The following is an 18580-nucleotide window of genomic DNA, read 5'->3' on the forward strand; positions in this document are numbered from 1 at the left end:
GGTTCGTCGATAAGGCGCGAGGCGTCGTCGCGAAGGATGTGCCGCCGCTACGTCTCTTGCGCCGGCCCGCGCGGCTTCGCCGTCGGCAGGCTCGCGCCGATCATCGCCAGCGCGGGCCGCACCGCCCCTTCGAGCAGCTCGCGCCGCGGCCGCACGCGGGCCAGCACGCGCAGCCCCAGCAAGACCGCGAACAGCATGCGCGCCGTATCGACCGCGGCCAGCTCGGGCGCAATCGTGCCCTCGGCCTGCCCCGCCTCGACGCAGCGCAGGAAAAAGGCCTCGATATCCTCGAGGATGCGTTCGAGCAACTGCTGGAAATCCGCGTCGTGCGGCGCCAGTTCCAGGGCGGTATTGACGATCATGCAGCCCTTGCGCTGCGCGTCCTGCACGGTGAGACGGATGATCTCTTCGAAGAAGGCGACGATCGCCTCACGCGGCGGCAATTGATGCTCGAAGCGTCGCACGCGATCGCGAAAGCCCGCCTCCACGTAGCGCTCGAAGGACCGGGCATACAGCGCGCGCTTGTCGCCGAAGGCGTTGTAGACGCTGGCGCCGGTCATGCCCATCGTCGTCGCCAGATCGCGCACCGAGGTCGAGGCATAACCATGCGACCAGAACTGCGCGATCGCCGCATCGAGCACGGCCTGCTCGTCGAATTCGCGTGGACGGGCCATCGCCGGTTTCCTCCCGTGGAATCGTCCGGGCGCGGGATGCGCCGGAGCCGGTATTTTAGTGCAACCGTTCTGGAATACGCAGGCGCCGCCAGGCGTTCTGCAAGGAACGGGCCGGCCGGCCCGCCTTCTGGAGATGATTCGTGACGCAATCCGTCCTGCAACGCCTGGCTACGCTCGGCATCGAACTTCCCGCGCCCATCCGCCCGCTCGGCTCCTATCGCAGCGTCTCGATCGTCGGCGATCTCGCGCACGTATCGGGGCTCGGCCCCTTCGAGCAAGGCAAGCCGGTGGTGGGCCAGGTGGGCAGCGAGATCTCGCCGGAACGCGCGCGGCAGGCCGCGCGCCTGACCATGGAGATGATCCTCGCCTGCCTGCACGAGGCCTGCGGGCTCGATCGCGTGCTGCGCTGCGTGAGGCTGACCGTCTACGTGCGCGCCGACGCTTCGTTCACCGCGCATCCGCTGGTGGCCAACGGCGCGAGCGACCTGCTGCGCGAGTTGTTCGGCGAGGACGCGCTGCCGGCGCGCAGCGCGCTCGGCGTGCATACGCTGCCGATGGGCATCCCGGTCGAGATCGACAGCATCTTCGAGCTGGCCCCCGCCGACGAGGTGCGCTGAGACGCGCGGAAACGACAACGCGGCGGCACGATGGCCGCCGCGTTGTCTTCAATGCTACCCGCGAACGTCAGGCGAGCGCCGCTGCCGCCTTCACTCGATGGTCGCGATCACCGGCGTGTGATCCGAAGGCTGCTCCCAGGTGCGCGGCACGCGATCGACCTCGCAGGCCGTCAGCGTCCCGGCCAGCGCCGGCGACAGCAGGATGTGGTCGATGCGCAGGCCCGCGTTGCGGCGAAAGCCCATCATCCGGTAGTCCCACCAGGTGAAGGTCTTCTCGGGTTGCTCGAAGTGCCGGAAGGCATCGACGAAACCCATCTCGAGCAGCGCCGCGAAATGCGCGCGCTCCTGCGGCGACACCAGGTTCTGCCCTTCCCACTTGGCCGGATCGTGGACGTCGCGATCCTCGGGGGCGATGTTGTAGTCACCCAGCAGCGCGAGCTTCGGATGGCGCGTCAGCTCGTCCTTGAGCCAGGCCTGCAGCGCATCGAGCCATTGCAGCTTGTAGACGAACTTCTCCGAATCCGGCGCCTGCCCGTTCGGGAAATAGGCCGAGACGATCCGCACGCCGTTGACGGTGGCCGCGATCACGCGTTGCTGCGGATCCTCGAAGCCGGGAATGTTCTTCACGACATCGGTCTCGTCCACGCCGAGCGTGTCTCGCACCAGGATCGCCACGCCGTTGTAGGTCTTCTGGCCCGTGAACCAGCTGCGATAGCCGGCCGCTTCGAGGTCGGCCTTCGGGAATTTGTCGTCGGTGAGCTTCAGCTCCTGCAGGCAGAGCACGTCGGCGTGGCTGGTGGCCAGCCAGTCGAGCACGTGCTGTTTGCGCACGTTCAGGGAGTTGACGTTCCAGGTGGCGATCTTCATCGAATCGAGTGTCCGTGGTGTATCGGGCGATGCCGGAATGGCCCGGCCGGCCGCGCTGCCGCGCGGTCAGACCGGCTCGACGGGAGTGTACCAGCGCAGAGGAATTGTTCCGTCCGCGCCGGGCGCGTGAAATTTTTTTCTCGGTATTGTTTGACACACACGCGTAATACCCCTATACTTTGTTTTCTCTGACGCGGGGTGGAGCAGTCTGGCAGCTCGTCGGGCTCATAACCCGAAGGTCGTAGGTTCAAATCCTACCCCCGCAACCAAACACATCCGGCGATGTGCCACGCAGTTGACCGCTGCGTGATTCGCCAGACGAAGAACCCGGCCTTGTTGCCGGGTTTTTTGTTTTTCGCGTGCGCGACAGGCGGCGAGTTTCCTCGCCGCCCTTCTCTCACCGTCTATCAGCTTCCCGCCGTCGCCGGCGCCGGCCCCAGGTGCGCCCAGAGGAAACCGAAATCGGCCGCATCCGATTCGGCGCGCTCCAGGTCGTCGGCGCTGCCGTGACCGCCGTCGGTATTCTCCCAGTACCAGACCTGTTCGTGACCGAGCGACTGCATGCGCGCGGCCATCTTGCGCGCATGGGCGGGATGCACGCGATCGTCGCGCGTCGAGGTGCTCAGCAGCAAGGGCGGATACATGCGATCCGCGCGCACGCGGTGATACGGCGAATAGGCGGCCAGCGCCGCGCCCTGCCGCGCATCGTCGGGGTCGCCGTATTCGTCGAGCCAGGCCGCGCCCGCGTGCAGCTTCGGGTAACGCTGCATGTCGAGCAAGGGCACCTGGCAGAGCACCGCGCCGTACAACTCGGGCCGCTGCACCATGCAGGCCGCCACCAGCAGGCCGCCGTTGCTGCCGCCCTCGATGCCGAGCTGCGCGGCCGTGGTCACGCCGCTGTCGATCAGGTGCTCGGCCACCGCGATGAAGTCGTCGAAAGAGCGCTGCCGATGTTCGCGCTGCGCATCGGTGTGCCAGCGCGAGCCGAACTCGCCGCCGCCGCGGATATGCGCGAAGGCGGCCACGCCGCCGCGCTCCAGCCAGGCGATGCCGAGCGCGTCGCTGTAGGCCGGCAGGTTCGGAATCGCGAAGCCGCCGTAGCCCGACAACAGGCAGGGGCGCGCGATGCGCCGCGTCGCGCCTTGCGCGTCGGTCTCGCCGTCGAGCGCATCGCGCGGCCCGATCAGCGTGTACGGCACCTCGGTGCCGTCGCGCGAGCGCGCCACCGCGCGCCGCACCACCAGGGCGCTCGCCTCGAACTGCACGGGCGGCCGGTCGAGCAGCACGCGGCGCGCGGCGGCATCCTCGGCCTGGTCGGCAAGATCGGCGAGCCAGCATTCGGGCGGATCGAGAAAGGTATCGACGTCGACGAACACCTCGTCATTCAGCGTCGGCTCCACCGGCTCGAGATCGATCTCGGCCTCGCCGCTCCAGGCGAACGGCCGCGACGTCCAGGTCCAGCCGCCGTCCTCCTGCTGTTGCGGCTGCCAGAGCAAGGTGCGATTGCGCACGTCGTCGAGCCAGCTCGCGATCAGCGTGTGGCGCGTGTGGGTCCAGCTGCAGGCCGAGGTCGAGGGCCCCGGCGCGAACAGCGTGGTGAAGCTGCGCGAGCCGGCCAGGAAGGCATCCTCGCGGATCGCCAGCAGCGAACCGCCGGCGTGCAACACGCCCTCGCAATCCCAGTCGAGACGCGGCTCCAGCACCAGCCAGCCGTGCCAGAAGCCGACCACCACGTGCGCGGGCACCTCGTAGCGCCGCCACTCGCCCGCCGCGTCGAGCCGGTAGGTATGCAGGTCGAAGAAATCGACGCTGCGCCAGGCGGTATGGCGCTGCTCGATCGGATCGAAGGCCGCGCCGGCGCTGATGTCGTCGGGCTCGCCGCGGAACACCACGGGCGCCGCGTCGAGCGCCGTGCCGCGCGTCCAGCGCCGCACCTCGTAGGGATAACCGGCCTCGGTGGTCGAGTCCTCGTCGCGCTCCCAGCTCACGTAGACGGTATCGCGATCGATCCAGTCGACCGTGTGATTGCCGGGTTCGTCGATCCGAAAACCGTCCTCGACGAAACAGCGCCGCTCCAGGTCGAACTCGCGCACCACCACCGCGTCGGCGCCGCCCGGCGACAGCGACAGCAGCGCGCGATCGCCATCGGGATAGAGGATCGCGTCGTGCTCGAACACCCAGGATTCGCGCTCGTGCGCGCCGAGCGCGTCGACATCGAGCAGCACCTGCCAGTCCGGCTCGCCGGCGCGCCAGTCGTCCCAGCGCGCGCGGCGCCACAGGCCCTTGGGATGGCGATCGTCCTGCCAGAGGTCGTAGGCCCACTCGCGCCAGCGCGCCGGGATCACGGGCCGCTCGCGCGGCAGGTAGGCCTTGGCCAGGCGCGCGGCGAGCGCGTTGAAGGCTTCGTCGTGGCGCAGCGCGGCGTGGGTGCGCGCGTTCTGCTCGTCGACCCAGGCGCGGGCGCGCCGGCTGTCGAGCGATTCGAGGAACTTGAAGGGATCCGGCCCGTCGGGCCAGTGGAACGAATCGGACATCGTGGTTCGGCTGAAGAGCAAACCCCGATTATGTCCGATCGCGCGGCACGCGATGAAAAGCGTGGAAAACCGCGAGCGACCACGCAAGGCGACGCATCGTGCATGCCGGCCGCGACATCTCGCGAAACGGCGAACGCGCGGCAGCCGGCCGGGGCCGCCGCGCGTTCGCCGTCCGGCATCACGGCTCCAGGTGCAGTTCCTGGATCTTGCGCGTGATGGTGTTGCGGCCGATGCCGAGCCGCTCGGCCGCCTCGACCTTGCGGCCGCGCGTGAAGTCGAGCGCCTCGCGGATCACGGCCGCCTCGAAGCGGCGCGCGAGTTCGTCCATCACGTCGGCCGAGTTCTCGCGCAGCAGCCGCGCGACCTCGGTGCGCAGGCCCTGCTCCCAGACCGGATGGCTGGACACGGGCGCGGCCACCGCGCCGCTGGCGATCGGCGCGCCCGGCAGCATGCCGCCCATCGCGCCATTCGTGCCGGCCGGCAGCGCATCGCTGCTGACCGCCGCCGCGGCCGGCGTCACGCCCTCGCCGGGCGCGGCCTGCGCCGGGCCCAGGTCGGGCGGCAGGTCCTTGATCTCGACGGTCTGCGCGGGCGCCATCACGGTCAGCCAGTTCGCGAGGTTCTCCAACTGGCGCACGTTGCCGGGGAACGGCAGCGAGGTCAGGTAGGCGAGCGCCTCGTCCGAGACGCGCTTGGGCTCGACGCCGAGATCGCGCGCGCTCTTCTGCAGGAAGTGGCGCGTGAGCAGCGGGATGTCCTCGCTGCGCTCGCGCAGCGCCGGCAAGCGCAGCCGGATCACGTTGAGGCGGTGATACAGGTCCTCGCGGAACAGGCCCTGGCGCACCCGCGACTCGAGGTTCTGGTGGGTCGCCGCGATCACGCGCACATTGGCGCGCAGCGGGTTGTGGCCGCCCACGCGATAGAACTGCCCGTCCGACAGCACGCGCAGCAGGCGCGTCTGCAGGTCGAAGGGCATGTCGCCGATTTCGTCGAGGAACAGCGTGCCGTTCTCGGCCTGCTCGAAACGGCCCTGGCGCGTGGTCTGCGCGCCGGTGAAGGCGCCCCGCTCGTGGCCGAACAGTTCGGACTCCAGCAGGTCCTTCGGGATCGCCGCGGTGTTCAGCGCGATGAAGGGGCCGTTCGCGCGCGGGCTATGGCGGTGCAGCGCACGCGCCACCAGCTCCTTGCCGGTGCCCGATTCGCCCGTGATCAACACGGTCGCGGCCGAGTGCGAGAGCCGGCCGATGGCGCGGAACATGTCCTGCATGGCGGGCGCCTGGCCCAGCATCTCGGGCGCGTCGGCGAGCTTGTCGTCGTCGGGCACGCCGCCGCGCAGGCTTTCCTCGACCGCGCGCCGGATCAGCTCGACCGCCTTGTCGACGTCGAAGGGCTTGGCCAGGTACTCGAAGGCGCCGCCCTGGAAGGCGGCCACCGCGCTGTCGAGGTCGGAGAACGCGGTCATGATGATGACGGGCAGGCCCGGCATGCGCTCGTGCATCGCCTGCAGCAGCTCGAGGCCCGAACCGCCCGGCATCCGGATATCGGATACCAGTACCTGCGGCGATTCATGGTCGAGCGCGGCCAGCGCCTCACGAACGTTCGAGAAGCTTCGGGTCGCGAAGCTGTCGCGCGCGAGTGCCTTTTCGAGCACCCAGCGAATCGATTGGTCGTCGTCTACTATCCAGATCGGCTTCATAGGTCGGTCAGATGGATCGGTGAGTCGCTGCACTGCCGCTCAATGATCGAGCGGCAGCAAAATCTGAAATTCGGTACGCCCCGGCCGGCTTTCCACCTCGATCGTTCCATCGTGCTGCTGCACGAAGGTCTGCGCGAGCGTAAGGCCGAGGCCGCTGCCGTCCTCTCGCCCCGACACCAGCGGATAGAAGATCCGGTCGCGGATGTCCTCGGGAATGCCGGGGCCGTTGTCGATCACGTGCAAGTCCAGTGCCAGCTTGAACAGTTTCTTGCCGATCGTGATCTTGCGCGCCACGCGGGTGCGCAATTCGATGCGCGCATCGCCCTGGGCGATACGTTCGCGCAGCGCCTGGGCGGCGTTGCGCACGATGTTGAGCAGCGCCTGGATCAGCTGCTCCTTGTCGCCGCGCAGGTCGGGCACGCTGACGTCGTAGTCGCGCTCGATGGTCAGCCCGCGCGGGAATTCGGCCAGCATCACGGCGCGCACGCGTTCGCAAACCTCGTGCACGTTGACGTCGCCGACGATGTGCGGATGCCGGTGCGGCTCCAGCAGCCGGTCGACCAGCGTCTGCAGCCGGTCGGATTCCTTGATGATCACCTGCGTGTACTCGCGCAGCTCGCCGCGCTCGCGCTCGGACAGCTCGAACTCGAGCAGTTGCGCCGCGCCACGGATGCCGCCGAGCGGATTCTTGATCTCGTGCGCGAGATTGCGGATCAGGTGCTTGTTGACCGCGGTCAGGTCGTGGATCCGCTCCTCGCGGTCGGTGCGCGACTGCCGCTCGTTCTCGAACAGCTCGACCAGCACGTAGTCGGGCGCGCCCTCCAGGAAACCGACGATCGCATGCACGTGCAGCGCCTCGCGGCCCGGCCGCTCCAGCACGGTGTCGAGATGGGTGGCCTGGAAACGGCCCTCGCCGATCGCGGTGATGGTGGTCGCCAGCTCGGTCGAGTTGGGGAACAGGTCGCTCCAGGGCATCTGCGCGAGCTGGCGGCGCGAGATGTCGAGCATCGCCTCGGCCGACGGGTTCGCGAAGGCGATCCGCAGCGTGCGGCGATCGAGCACCAGCACCACCGTGGGCAGCGCCTCGAGCCCGTTCAGCAGCCCCGAGCGCAGCAGCCTCTCGTCGTCCGACAGCCGCTCCGGCTGCCCTGCCCTGGCCTTGATCAGATTCTTCAGAACCATCTTGCGTGGATGCCCGCCCGTGACTGGTGAAACGCTGCAATGAAAAAGGGACGGCCCAACGCCGTCCCCTTCGCGTGTGCCCGGCTGCCGGGAAGCTTTCGCTCCCGGAAACCGGACGGCAGGACGGCGCTTCGCTCGATGACGTGACGAAGCGCCATCGCCACGCTTACAGCGAGTAGTACATCTCGAACTCGACCGGGTGCGTGGTCATGCGGAACTTCGCGAGTTCCTGTTCCTTCAGGCCCAGGTACGCGTCGATCATCGCATCGGTGAACACGCCGCCGCGCGTCAGGAACTCGCGATCCTTGTCGAGTGCCTCGAGCGCCTGGTCCAGGCCCGCGCAGACGGTCGGGATCTTTGCATCCTCTTCCGGCGGCAGGTCGTACAGGTTCTTGTCGGCGGCCTCGCCCGGATGGATCTTGTTCTGGATACCGTCCAGACCCGCCATCAGCAGGGCCGAGAAGCACAGGTACGGGTTCGCCATCGGATCCGGGAAGCGCGTCTCGATACGACGGCCCTTCGGGTTCGACACGTGCGGAATGCGGATCGATGCCGAGCGGTTGCGTGCCGAGTAGGCCAGCTTGACCGGTGCCTCGAAGTGCGGGACCAGACGCTTGTACGAGTTCGTCGTCGGGTTGGTGATCGCGTTCAGCGCACGGGCGTGCTTGATGATGCCGCCGATGTAGAACAGCGCCGTTTCCGACAGGCCGGCGTAGCCGTTGCCCGCGAACAGGTTCTGGCCGTCCTTCCAGATCGACTGGTGCACGTGCATGCCCGAGCCGTTGTCGCCGACCACCGGCTTCGGCATGAAGGTCGCCGTCTTGCCGTAGGAATGCGCGACGTTGTGGACGATGTACTTCAGCCATTGCGTCCAGTCGGCGCGCTCGACCAGGGTCGAGAACTTCGTGCCGATTTCGTTCTGGCCCTGGCCCGCCACTTCGTGGTGGTGCACTTCGACCGGGATGCCGATCTGCTCGAGCAGCAGGCACATTTCCGAACGGATGTCCTGGAACGTGTCGACCGGCGCGACCGGGAAGTAGCCGCCCTTGGTGCCCGGGCGGTGGCCCGTGTTGCCGCCTTCGAAGTCCTTGCCCGACGACCACGGGGCTTCCTCGGAGTTGATCTTCACGAAGGTGCCCGACATGTCCGTGTTCCACTGGACCGAGTCGAAAATGAAGAATTCCGGCTCCGGACCGAAGAAGGCCGTGTCACCGATGCCCGTACTCTTCAGGTAGGCTTCGGCGCGCTTGGCCAGCGAGCGCGGGTCGCGCTCATAGCCCTTGCCGTCGGCCGGCTCGACCACGTCGCAGGTCAGCACCAGGGTCGACTCCTCGTAGAACGGGTCGACGAAGGCAGCGGCCGGATCCGGCATGAGCAGCATGTCCGACGCTTCGATCCCCTTCCAGCCCGCGATCGACGAGCCGTCGAATGCATGGCCGCTTTCGAACTTGTCTTCGTCGAAAGCCGACACCGGCACCGACACGTGCTGTTCCTTGCCGCGCGTGTCCGTGAAGCGGAAATCGACAAACTTGACGTCCTCGTCCTTCACGAGCTGCATGACGTCGGCGACGGTTTTACTCATAACCTCTTCTCCTGATTGAACAAATCCGGCGGACTGGGACCGCCTCCGTTAAGCGGATGAATCGGCTTCGGTGCTGGAGCGCAGCAAGGGGGCCGACTTGACCGGAGCTACTAAAGCAGCTTCCATGCCACCCATGCGCCAGTTCGGCGCGGCGGGCGGCGAACCGCGCCGGGACAGGGCCGCCCCGCGCGCTTTCGGGGCTTGGCCGGCTCGGCTCGGCGCATTCTATGCACCAAATATAGGCAAAAACGAGAGAAACGCACCAAAATAATGCCGATCGGTCCCCGAAAGTTGATTTCGCACCGATTTGGTGATTTTGCGCGCCGCCGGCAGGCAGACGCGCGCTCGCGGCCCGACCCGCGCGGCTCGCGCGCTAGAATGCCGGTTTGAGTCGACCAGAGAGTCTCGCCATGACCACGCTCGAACAGCTCTATGCCCACGCCGACGCGCACCGCGTCGAAGGCAAGCTGAACTACGGCGGCGCCCTGCCGCCCGCTGAAGCCTTCGAACTGCTGCAACTGGACCCGGCCGTGCGCCTGGTCGACGTGCGCACCCGCGCCGAGCTCGACTGGGTCGGCCGCCCGCTGGTCGGCGACGGCCAGTACGCGCATATCGAATGGACCCGCTATCCCGGCGGCGTGCCGAATCCCGATTTCATCGAGCAGTTGAAGGCGGTGGCCGGGCCCGACACGCCGGTGCTGTTCCTGTGCCGCAGCGCGGCGCGCTCGAAGCTGGCCGCGGTGGCCGCCGCACAGGCCGGCTACACGAAGGCGTTCGACGTGCTCGAGGGTTTCGAGGGCGCGAAGGACGGTCAAGGGCATCGGAAGACGGTCGAAGGCTGGTGCTATCGCAAGCTGCCCTGGATCGGCGCTTGAAGGTGGCAGGCGGTCGGGTTCATCGTCCGGCCGCGCGATGACATCACGATGACGGGCCGCGAGATGCGGCCCGTGTCGTTTGCGGGGAAGCCCGGCTGCCGAAGCCGGGGGGAAGCGGTTGACGGCGGCGCCCGGCGCCGCGGCTCAGCGCGCTGCCTCGGGCTCGACGATATCGCCGCCGAGATGATGCACGCCCTCGCGCAGCTTCACGAAGGCGGCCGCCACCGCCTCCGGTTCGCCCTTCACGCCCAGCTCGATATGGCGGCGCGCATAGATGCCGCCGCGCTCGGCGTCGCCCACGCTGGGCAGGCTGAACACGCGCACGCCGGCGAAATCCTGCTCGATGCGCTCCATCAGCGGCGTCAGCGTCGATTCCGGCAGCTCGAACACCAGCACCGAGCGCTCGGTAAACGGCGTCGCATGATGCAGGTGCTGGTACTTGGTATCGAGCACCCACTCCATCATCGGCCAGGCCATCACCGGGAAGCCCGGCACGAAATGCACGTCGCCGCAGGAAAAGCCCGGGATCTTGTTGTAGCCGTTCGGGATGATGGCGGCGCCCTGCGGGAAGGTGCCCATCTCGAAGCGGTGGCGGTTCTCCGGCGACTCGAAATCGACCGGCGTGGCGGCGTCGCCGTGCATCTCGCGGATGCGTTCCGCGATAAGCTCGCGCGCCTCGGGATGCAGCGCGAGCGGCACGCCGAGCGCGGCCGCCGCGCATTGGCGCGTGTGGTCGTCGGGCGTGGCGCCGATGCCGCCGGTCGAGAACACGATGTCGCCGGCCGCGAAGGCGCGCTTGAGCGCCGCCGTGATGCGCTCGCGCGAATCGCCGACGTACTCGGCCCAGTCGAGCGCGAGGCCGCGCGCGCCGAGCAGTTCGATGATCTTCGCCAGATGCTTGTCCTGACGGCGACCGGACAGGATCTCGTCGCCGATGATGATGATGCCGATGCTCATTGATGCCTCGTCAATGCTTGGGAAGGTGCGGCGGCGGCCGCTCGCAGGTCCTGCAGCGCGTGCAGGCAATAGAAACCGAACCACAATGCCGAGAAGACGAGGATGAAGGCATAGACCCAGATCATCGCCGCCGCGACAAACGGGAACAGCACCATCGTCCAGATCGACGATACCCAGATGAAGGTCGGCACCGTGCCGAGCAGGCCGCTGGCGATGCCGATCCCCAGCAGCGGCCAGCGGTGCCGGCGCACCAGCGCACGCCGCTCCTCGGCGCTGGCATGCTGGGCGAGCGCGTCGTAGCTCATCACGCGATAGGTCAGCCAGCCCCAGATCAGCGGCGGCAGCAGCGCGAAGAACGGCGGGATCAGCCACAGCGGCAGCGTGACGACCAGCACCACGATGCTGGCCAGCGCGGTCCACAGCGAATTGAAGGCGCTGCCGTACCAGGTGCCGCCGCGCCGCTGCTCGAGCGAGGCGAACTGGCGCCGCGACAGGTGGGCGACCACCACCGGCGTCGAGATGGCGGCGATCAGCAGCAGCACGGTCAGCACGATCAGCGGAATCGCCACCGCCACCACCAGGAACGGCGCCACCACCGCATGCAGTTGCGGCACGCCGATCGAGGCGAAGAAATGATAGATCCAGGAGGTCAGCGCGAAGCCCTCGAGCGCGGCGCGCGCGAGGCCCACCAGCGGCTGCCAGGCGAACCAGAGCACGATGCCCCAGCCGAGCGCGGCGACGATGAACGGCACGAACGTGAGCCAGAGCATCCGCGGGTGCAGCGCACTCGCGAGAGCCCGGCCGAAGGAGCGCAGCAGGTCGGTCATGCGGGCGGATAAGGGGAGAAATGGATCAGGGCGGCACCAAGCATAAACCACGTCGCGCCCGGCCGGCAAAACCGCGATGCACCCGGGCCGCGATGGGGATGCCGAAGCGGCGGGCCCGGCCCGGGATGAACCACCGGTGCGCCCAAAAGCAAACCGCCCGGATTCGGGAGAACCGGGCGGTTTCGGCAAGCGGGGGCAATCCTGTCGTATGTCGCCAGCAGGCCCGGCGGCGGCGCTCAGGCCGTGCCGGCCGAGACACCCGGCTTGCCGGGCTTGCGGCCTGCCAGGCGTCGCGCGATGCGCACCATCGCGAGCCAGTGCTGGGACCAGAAACCGTCGCCATAGGACACGCCCTGGTATTGCTCGCGGATGCCGGTGGGCTCGGGCGTCTTGTTCCAGGACGCGGTGCGGAACAGCATGTCCCACCAGGGGAACAGCACGCCGAAATTGCAGCCGTAGGCGGTGCCTTCGTGGCCGTAGCCGACCGCGTGATGGCGCCGGTGGAAGGCCGGGCTGACCAGCAGGCGCTCGCCGAGCCAGCCGAACGGCAGCCGTGCGTTGGTGTGCTGCACGCTCTGCACGAAGTTCGAGAGCGCCGTGAGCACCACGAACTGCGAGGGCGACACGCCGATCACCAGCGCGATGGCGGCGAAGAAACAGCCCTGGATCAGGTCGTCGAGCAGGTGGTTGCGGTCGTCGGTCCACAGCGACATCTGCCGCTGGCTGTGATGGACCGCGTGCAGTTCCCACCACACGCCGATCCGGTGCTGCCAGCGGTGATACCAGTAGCCGGCGAAATCGAGCACCACCAGGTAGATCAGGAAGGCCACCAGCGGCTGCGAGGTCACCCCGGGCCACAGCGTGTCGAGATTGAGGTTCGCGACGCCCTTGAGCCGCAGCCACGACTGGAAGTTGTCGAACAGGGGCTGCATCGCGAAGAAGAAGAACAGCGTGAAGATGCCGAGCTTGGCGATCAAGGTGTAGAGCACGTCGACGCGCGTCTCGCGGCGGTGCTGCCACGACTCGGCCGGCCGCAGCGCCTCGAGCGGGCGCAGCAGCAGGTACATCGCCACCACCTGCAGCGCGCCGACGATCACCCAGTACAGCGCGTCGTAGGTGTCCTCGTCGTAGTCCATCAGGTCGAACCTGAACATCAGCGGCTGGACGATATCGACGTACAGCCAGGTCTGCAGGTTCGACACGAAGGTATCGAGCATCGAGGCGATCATGTGCAGCATCGGCGTGCTCCGGCCGGCGTCAGGCGCCGTTGGGCGCCGTCACCGGCGCGCGATCGTAGAAATAGATGCCGTGCGGCGAGCGGCCGACCGGGATCGTCTGGATCAGGCGGCGGCTGGCCAGGTCGATCACGCCGACCTTCTTGGCGAAGCGGAAGGTCACCCACAGCGTCTTGCGGTCGGCCGACAGCTCCATGTCGTCGGGGCCGGGCAGCAGGCCGGTGATGTCGCCGACGTTGGTGAGCGTGTTCTCGTCGATGATGCTGATGGTGTTCGCGACCCGATTGGTCACCGCCACGTGGGTGCCGTCGGCCAGCGAGCGGAAGTTGTGGGCGCCCTTGCCGGTCGGGATGGTCTTGACCACCTTCTGGTTGCGCCAGTCCACCACCGCCACGTAGTCGGCGCCGGTCATGCCGACCAGCACGTACTTGTCGCCGGGCGTCATCCACAGGCCGGCCGGCACCTTGCCGACCTTCATCTTCCACTTGACCGTCTGGGTCGGCAGGTCGATCGCGGCCAGCTCGCCCGACACCTGCAGCGACACCAGCACGGTGCGGCTGTCCTTGGTGAAGGCCAGGTGGCTCGGCATCACCTGCAGCGGCACGCGCTTGACCAGGTGGACGTTCTGGCCGTCGTAGCCGTAGATGTCGACGCGGTCCAGGCGCAGGCCGGCCGCCACGAACCACTTGCGGTCGGGCGAGAAGCCGAGCTGGTAGGGATCGTCGATGCCTTCCACGGTGCGCTGCGGCGCGCCGGTACGCGGATCGAGGAACATCAGGCTGTTCGACACCGAATTGGCGACGATCAGCGAGGAATTGTCGGGCGTCGCCATCAGGTGATGCGGTTCCTTGCCGGTCGGCAGCGTGCCGACCACCTGGTGCGAGTGCTCGTCGATCAACGACAGGGTCGCCTCGGCCGAATTCAGCACGATCACGTTATTGGCGAAGGCGGCGGGCGCCGCGGCGACGGTCAGCGCGCCGAACAGCAGGGCGGCGCGACCGAGGGACAGGAAATTGCGCATGGAGACTCACGTCGGGAAACAGCCGTCATTGTAGAACGTTCGAGCGGACGTCCGGTTGACCGGCCGCCCGCCCGAATTCGCCTGCGCGGCCGGAGCTGCGCTAGCGCTGCAGCGACTCCCAGACCTTGTGCAGCCGCTTGACCGAGACCGGCATCGGAGTGCGAAGTTCCTGCGCGAACAGCGAGATGCGCAATTCCTCGAGCAGCCAGCGGAACTCGGTGAGCCGCGCATCGGCCGCCCCGCCGCGCTGCGACAGGGCCCGCTGGTACTGCTGGTTGAGCGGCGCGAACTCGGCCAACTGGCGCGCGTCGCGGGCCGCGTCGGCCTTCAGCTTGTCGATGCGCATCGCGATCCCCTTCAGGTAGCGCGGGAAGTGCGCGAGCTGCGGGTACGGCGTGTCGATCACGAAACGCTTGCCGACCAGCGCGCCGAGCTGGGCCGTCATGTCGGCATGGGCGGCCGCGAAGGGCTTGGCCTGGGCCAGCTTCTTGCCGAGCCCGGCGTACTCGGCCAGGATCTGGCCGACCAGCCGCGCGATCTCCTGCGCCAACAGGTTCAGGCGGCTGCGGCCCTCGTCGCGGCGCGCGTGGAAGCCCGCGTCGTCGACCGGCAGCGGGTCCTGCAGGCAGGCGCGATCCAGGGCGGTGTCGATCAACTGGTCGCGCAGCTCGTCCTGCGAGCCCAGCGTCATGTACTGCATCGCCATCTCGCGCAGGCCCGGCAGATTCTTCTCCAGGTACTTGATCGGCTCCTTCAACTGCAGCGCGAACAGGCGCCGCAGCCCGGCGCGGTGGATGCGCGCCGCCTCCTCGGGCGAGTCGAACACCTCGACGTCGCAATGCGTGCCGCGATCGACCAGGGCCGGATAGCCGAACAGCGTCTGGCCGCGCCGGCGGATTTCCAGCAGCTCGGGCAGCTTGCCGAAGTTCCAGGTGGTGAGGTTCTCGTAGAGCGCGGTCGCGCCGCCCGGCGCGCCTTGCCCACCTTGGCCGCCCTCGCCCACGCCGCCGGCCGCGCCCTTGGCGGTGGCCGGCGCGGTGCGCGGCGGCGCCGAACGCCCGGCGCTGCCGGCCGCGGCCGGCGCCGGCCGCAGCTCGGCGCCCTCGGCCGATTCGCCGGCCGGCGCCAGCGTGGCCGCCGCGGCGATCTTCTGGAAGTGCTGCTGCGCCTGCGCGCCGAGTTCGCCGCGCAACTGGGCCAGGTTGCGGCCCATGCCGAGCTGGCGGCCATGCTCGTCGATCACCTTGAAGTTCATGAACAGGTGGGCGGCCAGCGTTTCCAGCTTGAAATCCGACGATTTCATGGCGATCTGCGTCTGGTTGCGGATATCGCCGATCAGCACGTCGAGCAGCGCGCCGGCGCCGAAGCGCTCGCCGCCCGCGCGCTCGACGAAACCGGCCGCGAATTCGGGCAGCGGCACGCAGTGGCGGCGCAGCTTCTGCGGCAGCGACTTCAGCAGCAACTGCACCTTCTCCTTGAGCATGCCCGGCACCAGCCACTCGGCGCGGCGCGCGTCCACCTGGTTCAGGGCGTAGAGCGGCACCTGCAGGGTCACGCCGTCGCGCGGCGAGCCGGGCTCGAAGTGATAGCTCAGGCCCATCTCGACGCCGGCCATGGTCAGCCGCTTCGGGAACAGGTCGGTGGTCACGCCGGCCGCCTCGTGGCGCATCAGGTCGTCGCGCGACAGGTACAGCAGGCGCAGCTTGTCCTCGGCCTGGCCGCTCTTCCTTACCTCGTCGCGATACCAGCGCTCGAACGCCGCGCCGGTGTGGATGCCTTCGGGGATCGCCTGGTCGTAGAAGCCGTGGATCAGCTCGTCGTCGACCAGCACGTCCTGGCGGCGCGACTTGTGCTCGAGCTGCTCGATATCGGCCAGCAGCTTGCGGTTGTGGGCGAAAAAGGCGAGCTTCGTATCGAATTCGCCATCCACCAGCGCGCCGCGGATGAACAGCTCGCGCGCGCGCCGCGGATCCTGCCGGCCGAACGCCACGCGGCGGCGGTTGTAGATGATCAGGCCATACAGCGTGCCGCGCTCGTAGGCGCTCACCTGGGCCGGCTTCTTCTCCCAGTGCGGCTCCGAGAGCGAGGTCTTGAGCAGGTGCGCGCCGATCTTCTCGACCCATTCGGGCTCGATCCTCGCCAGGCAGCGCGCATAGAGCCGGCTGGTCTCCACCAGTTCGGCGGCCATCACCCAGCGCCCGGCCTTCTTGACCAGGGCCGAGCCCGGCCACAGATGGAACTTGATGCCGCGCGCGCCCAGGTAATGCGGCTCGTCGTCGGCCTTCATGCCGATATTGCCGAGCAGGCCCGTGAGCAAGGACAGGTGAACCTGCTCGAAGGTCGCCTCGACCTCGTTCAGGCGCCAGCCGTGCTCGCGCACCACCGTCAGCAGCTGGCTGTGGACGTCGCGCCACTCGCGCAGCCGCAGGTGCGAGAGGAAGTTGGCGCGGCAGGCGTCCACCAGTTGCCGGTTCGACTTCTTGTGCGCCACCGCCTCCTCGAACCAGCTCCAGATCCGCAGCCATTGCAGGAATTCGGAGCGCTCGTCGGCGAACTTGCGGTGCGCCTGGTCGGCCTGCTCCTGCGCCTCGATCGGCCGGTCGCGCGGGTCCTGCACCGACAGCGCGCTGGCGATGATCAGCACCTCGCGCAGCGCCTGCTGGTCGCGCGCGGCCAGGATCATGCGGCCCACCCGCGGATCGAGCGGCAGCCGCGCCAGCTCGCGGCCGAGCGGGGTCAGCGCGTTGTCGTCGTCGACCGCGCCGAGCTCGTTGAGCAGTTGGTAGCCGTCGGCGATCGCACGGCCCGGCGGCGGCTCGATGAACGGGAAGGACTCGATCGAGCTCAGGTGCAGCGACTTCATGCGCAGGATCACGGCCGCCAGCGAGGAACGCAGGATTTCCGGATCGGTGAAGCGCGCGCGGGCGAGGTAGTCGGCTTCCTCGTAGAGGCGGATGCAGATGCCGTCGGCCACGCGGCCGCAACGGCCGGCACGCTGGTTGGCGGCCGCCTGCGAGATCGACTCCACCTGGAGCTGCTCGACCTTGTTGCGATAGGAATAGCGCTTGACACGCGCCAGCCCCGTGTCGACCACGTAGCGGATGCCCGGCACGGTCAGCGAGGTTTCGGCCACGTTGGTGGCCAGCACGATGCGGCGCGCGTTCGAGGCCTTGAACACGCGTTCCTGGTCGCCCGCCGAGAGCCGCGCGAACAGCGGCAGGATCTCGGTGTGCGGCGGATGGTGCTTGCGCAGCGCCTCGGCCGCCTCGCGGATCTCGCGCTCGCCGGGCAGGAACACCAGCACGTCGCCGGGGCCCTCGCGGCACAGCTCGTCGACCGCGTCGACGATGCCGTCCATCAGGTCGCGCTCCGCCTCGCGCGCGCTCTTCTGGCGGTCGCGCCCGGAGGCGGCGCCCTCGGCGTTGCGAATCGCGGCCGGGCGATCGTCGGCGATCGGCCGGTAGCGCATCTCGACCGGGTACAGGCGGCCGCTGACCTCGAACACCGGCGCCGGCTTCTCCTCGCTGCCGAAATGGCGCGCGAAACGCTCGGCGTCGATGGTCGCCGAGGTCACGATCAGCTTCAGGTCCGGGCGCCTGGGCAGGATCTGCTTCAGGTAGCCGAGCAGGAAATCGATGTTGAGGCTGCGCTCGTGCGCCTCGTCGATGATCAGCGTGTCATAGGCACGCAACAGCGGATCGGTCTGCGTCTCGGCCAGCAGGATGCCGTCCGTCATCAGCTTGACCGAGGCGCCGGGCGCGAGATTGTCGGTAAAACGTACCTTGTAGCCGACCACCTCGCCGAACGGCGTGCCGAGCTCCTCGGCGATGCGGCGGCCGGTGGACGAGGCGGCCAGCCGGCGCGGCTGGGTGTGGCCGATGAGGCCCTTGCCGCCAGCACCGAGCCCGCGGCCGAGCTCGAGACAGATCTTCGGCAACTGGGTGGTCTTGCCCGAACCGGTCTCGCCGCAGACGATCACCACCTGGTTGGCGGCGATCGCGCGCGCGATCTCCTCGCGCTTGCCCGAGACAGGCAGGCTTTCGGGGAAGCTGATCGGCGGGATCGGGTTCGGCGTCACGGGCGCCCGCGCGGCGCGCGGCTCGCGAGCTTCACGCGGCTCGCGCTGTTCGCGCGGGGGGCGGGCTTCGCCGCCCTCGGCCCTGGCGCGCGCTTCGCGGCCCCGGGCATCGTCCTTGCCCTGGCCGCCCTGGCGGGGTTCGCGCGGCGGCAAGCCTTCGCGCGGCGAGCGGCCGCCTCGCGGGCCGGCGCCGGCCTCGCGCTCCTGGCGCGGCGCGCGCGGCGGCCGCTCGGGCTGTGCCTGGCCCGGGCGGGTGTCTTGAGCGGAGGAGGAAGGCGCCGAGGGCGCGGCTTGCGGCGCACGACGCGGCGGCTGCGATTGCGGCGAGGGGGACGCGGGGGACGCGGCCGGTTGCGCGCGTTCGCCGGCCTGCGCATCCGGGTGCTTCGGTGCGGAGCTTTTGGGTACATTCGACATGGGGGCGCATTATAATCC

The 18580-nt window shown here is 68.6% G+C and carries 13 protein-coding genes and 1 tRNA gene; 3 read left to right on the forward strand and 11 right to left on the reverse strand.

Annotated elements, in window-relative coordinates:
- Positions 1 to 47: 47 nt before the first annotated feature.
- Complete coding sequence (locus BM43_RS18200; protein ID WP_017919212.1) at positions 48 to 674, reverse strand: TetR/AcrR family transcriptional regulator; 627 nt, start codon at positions 672 to 674, stop codon at positions 48 to 50.
- Between the two features lie 140 nt (positions 675 to 814).
- On the opposite strand from BM43_RS18200, the gene BM43_RS18205 reads away from it, so the two are divergent.
- Positions 815 to 1291: a RidA family protein gene (locus BM43_RS18205; protein WP_013698762.1), complete on the forward strand. Its 477-nt coding sequence runs from the start codon at positions 815 to 817 to the stop codon at positions 1289 to 1291.
- Between the two features lie 90 nt (positions 1292 to 1381).
- On the opposite strand, the gene xth is transcribed toward BM43_RS18205, so the two are convergent.
- Positions 1382 to 2158: an exodeoxyribonuclease III gene (gene xth, locus BM43_RS18210; RefSeq protein WP_036049978.1), complete on the reverse strand. Its 777-nt coding sequence runs from the start codon at positions 2156 to 2158 to the stop codon at positions 1382 to 1384.
- Between the two features lie 192 nt (positions 2159 to 2350).
- Here xth and BM43_RS18215 point away from each other — a divergent pair.
- Positions 2351 to 2427 (forward strand) — tRNA-Met (locus BM43_RS18215).
- Positions 2428 to 2565: 138 nt separating this feature from the next.
- Here BM43_RS18215 and BM43_RS18220 read toward each other — a convergent pair.
- The 4 genes from BM43_RS18220 to glnA all read right to left on the reverse strand — a co-directional run bounded on the left by BM43_RS18220 (position 2566) and on the right by glnA (position 9152).
- Positions 2566 to 4692: a prolyl oligopeptidase family serine peptidase gene (locus BM43_RS18220; RefSeq protein WP_036049971.1), complete on the reverse strand. Its 2127-nt coding sequence runs from the start codon at positions 4690 to 4692 to the stop codon at positions 2566 to 2568.
- A 178-nt stretch (positions 4693 to 4870) separates the two neighbouring features.
- Entirely contained in the window at positions 4871 to 6388 is a 1518-nt protein-coding gene (gene ntrC / locus BM43_RS18225) for a nitrogen regulation protein NR(I) (protein ID WP_036049969.1), read from the reverse strand.
- Between the two features lie 39 nt (positions 6389 to 6427).
- On the reverse strand, positions 6428 to 7570 hold the full coding sequence (gene glnL / locus BM43_RS18230) for a nitrogen regulation protein NR(II) (protein ID WP_013698766.1): 1143 nt from the start codon (positions 7568 to 7570) through the stop codon (positions 6428 to 6430).
- 166 nt (positions 7571 to 7736) lie between these two features.
- Positions 7737 to 9152 (reverse strand): type I glutamate--ammonia ligase, encoded by a 1416-nt coding sequence (glnA, locus tag BM43_RS18235; protein ID WP_013698767.1) that lies wholly within the window; start codon positions 9150 to 9152, stop codon positions 7737 to 7739.
- 410 nt (positions 9153 to 9562) lie between these two features.
- On the opposite strand from glnA, the gene BM43_RS18240 reads away from it, so the two are divergent.
- Positions 9563 to 10027, forward strand: coding sequence for a rhodanese-like domain-containing protein (locus tag BM43_RS18240; protein WP_013698768.1), 465 nt, complete (start codon positions 9563 to 9565; stop codon positions 10025 to 10027).
- 144 nt (positions 10028 to 10171) lie between these two features.
- Here the strand turns inward: BM43_RS18240 and BM43_RS18245 are convergent, their stop codons facing one another.
- The 5 genes from BM43_RS18245 to hrpA all read right to left on the reverse strand — a co-directional run bounded on the left by BM43_RS18245 (position 10172) and on the right by hrpA (position 18562).
- Positions 10172 to 10984 (reverse strand): competence/damage-inducible protein A, encoded by an 813-nt coding sequence (locus tag BM43_RS18245; RefSeq protein WP_013698769.1) that lies wholly within the window; start codon positions 10982 to 10984, stop codon positions 10172 to 10174.
- Positions 10981 to 11811, reverse strand: coding sequence for an EI24 domain-containing protein (locus BM43_RS18250; RefSeq protein ID WP_036049967.1), 831 nt, complete (start codon positions 11809 to 11811; stop codon positions 10981 to 10983). The genes BM43_RS18245 and BM43_RS18250 overlap by 4 nt, the downstream gene beginning before the upstream one ends.
- Before the next feature lie 236 nt (positions 11812 to 12047).
- Positions 12048 to 13049 carry a sterol desaturase family protein gene (locus BM43_RS18255; RefSeq protein WP_013698771.1) on the reverse strand — a complete coding sequence of 334 codons (1002 nt, stop codon included), beginning with the start codon at positions 13047 to 13049 and terminating at the stop codon, positions 12048 to 12050.
- 19 nt (positions 13050 to 13068) lie between these two features.
- Positions 13069 to 14067, reverse strand: a complete 999-nt coding sequence (locus BM43_RS18260; RefSeq protein ID WP_017919207.1) for a YVTN family beta-propeller repeat protein — start codon at positions 14065 to 14067, stop codon at positions 13069 to 13071.
- Positions 14068 to 14167: 100 nt separating this feature from the next.
- On the reverse strand, positions 14168 to 18562 hold the full coding sequence (gene hrpA, locus BM43_RS18265; RefSeq protein ID WP_036049965.1) for an ATP-dependent RNA helicase HrpA: 4395 nt from the start codon (positions 18560 to 18562) through the stop codon (positions 14168 to 14170).
- Positions 18563 to 18580: the final 18 nt, after the last annotated feature.

The organism is Burkholderia gladioli, assembly GCF_000959725.1.
Lineage (GTDB): Bacteria > Pseudomonadota > Gammaproteobacteria > Burkholderiales > Burkholderiaceae > Burkholderia > Burkholderia gladioli.

Coding starts and splice junctions, on each gene's coding strand:
- BM43_RS18200 (WP_017919212.1), bottom strand. CDS start 674: ATGGCCCGTCCACGCGAATTCGACGAGCAGGCCGTGCTCGATGCGGCG.
- glnA (WP_013698767.1), bottom strand. CDS start 9,152: ATGAGTAAAACCGTCGCCGACGTCATGCAGCTCGTGAAGGACGAGGAC.
- BM43_RS18240 (WP_013698768.1), top strand. CDS start 9,563: ATGACCACGCTCGAACAGCTCTATGCCCACGCCGACGCGCACCGCGTC.
- hrpA (WP_036049965.1), bottom strand. CDS start 18,562: ATGTCGAATGTACCCAAAAGCTCCGCACCGAAGCACCCGGATGCGCAG.
- BM43_RS18255 (WP_013698771.1), bottom strand. CDS start 13,049: ATGCTGCACATGATCGCCTCGATGCTCGATACCTTCGTGTCGAACCTG.
- glnL (WP_013698766.1), bottom strand. CDS start 7,570: ATGGTTCTGAAGAATCTGATCAAGGCCAGGGCAGGGCAGCCGGAGCGG.
- BM43_RS18245 (WP_013698769.1), bottom strand. CDS start 10,984: ATGAGCATCGGCATCATCATCATCGGCGACGAGATCCTGTCCGGTCGC.
- xth (WP_036049978.1), bottom strand. CDS start 2,158: ATGAAGATCGCCACCTGGAACGTCAACTCCCTGAACGTGCGCAAACAG.
- ntrC (WP_036049969.1), bottom strand. CDS start 6,388: ATGAAGCCGATCTGGATAGTAGACGACGACCAATCGATTCGCTGGGTG.
- BM43_RS18250 (WP_036049967.1), bottom strand. CDS start 11,811: ATGACCGACCTGCTGCGCTCCTTCGGCCGGGCTCTCGCGAGTGCGCTG.
- BM43_RS18220 (WP_036049971.1), bottom strand. CDS start 4,692: ATGTCCGATTCGTTCCACTGGCCCGACGGGCCGGATCCCTTCAAGTTC.
- BM43_RS18260 (WP_017919207.1), bottom strand. CDS start 14,067: ATGCGCAATTTCCTGTCCCTCGGTCGCGCCGCCCTGCTGTTCGGCGCG.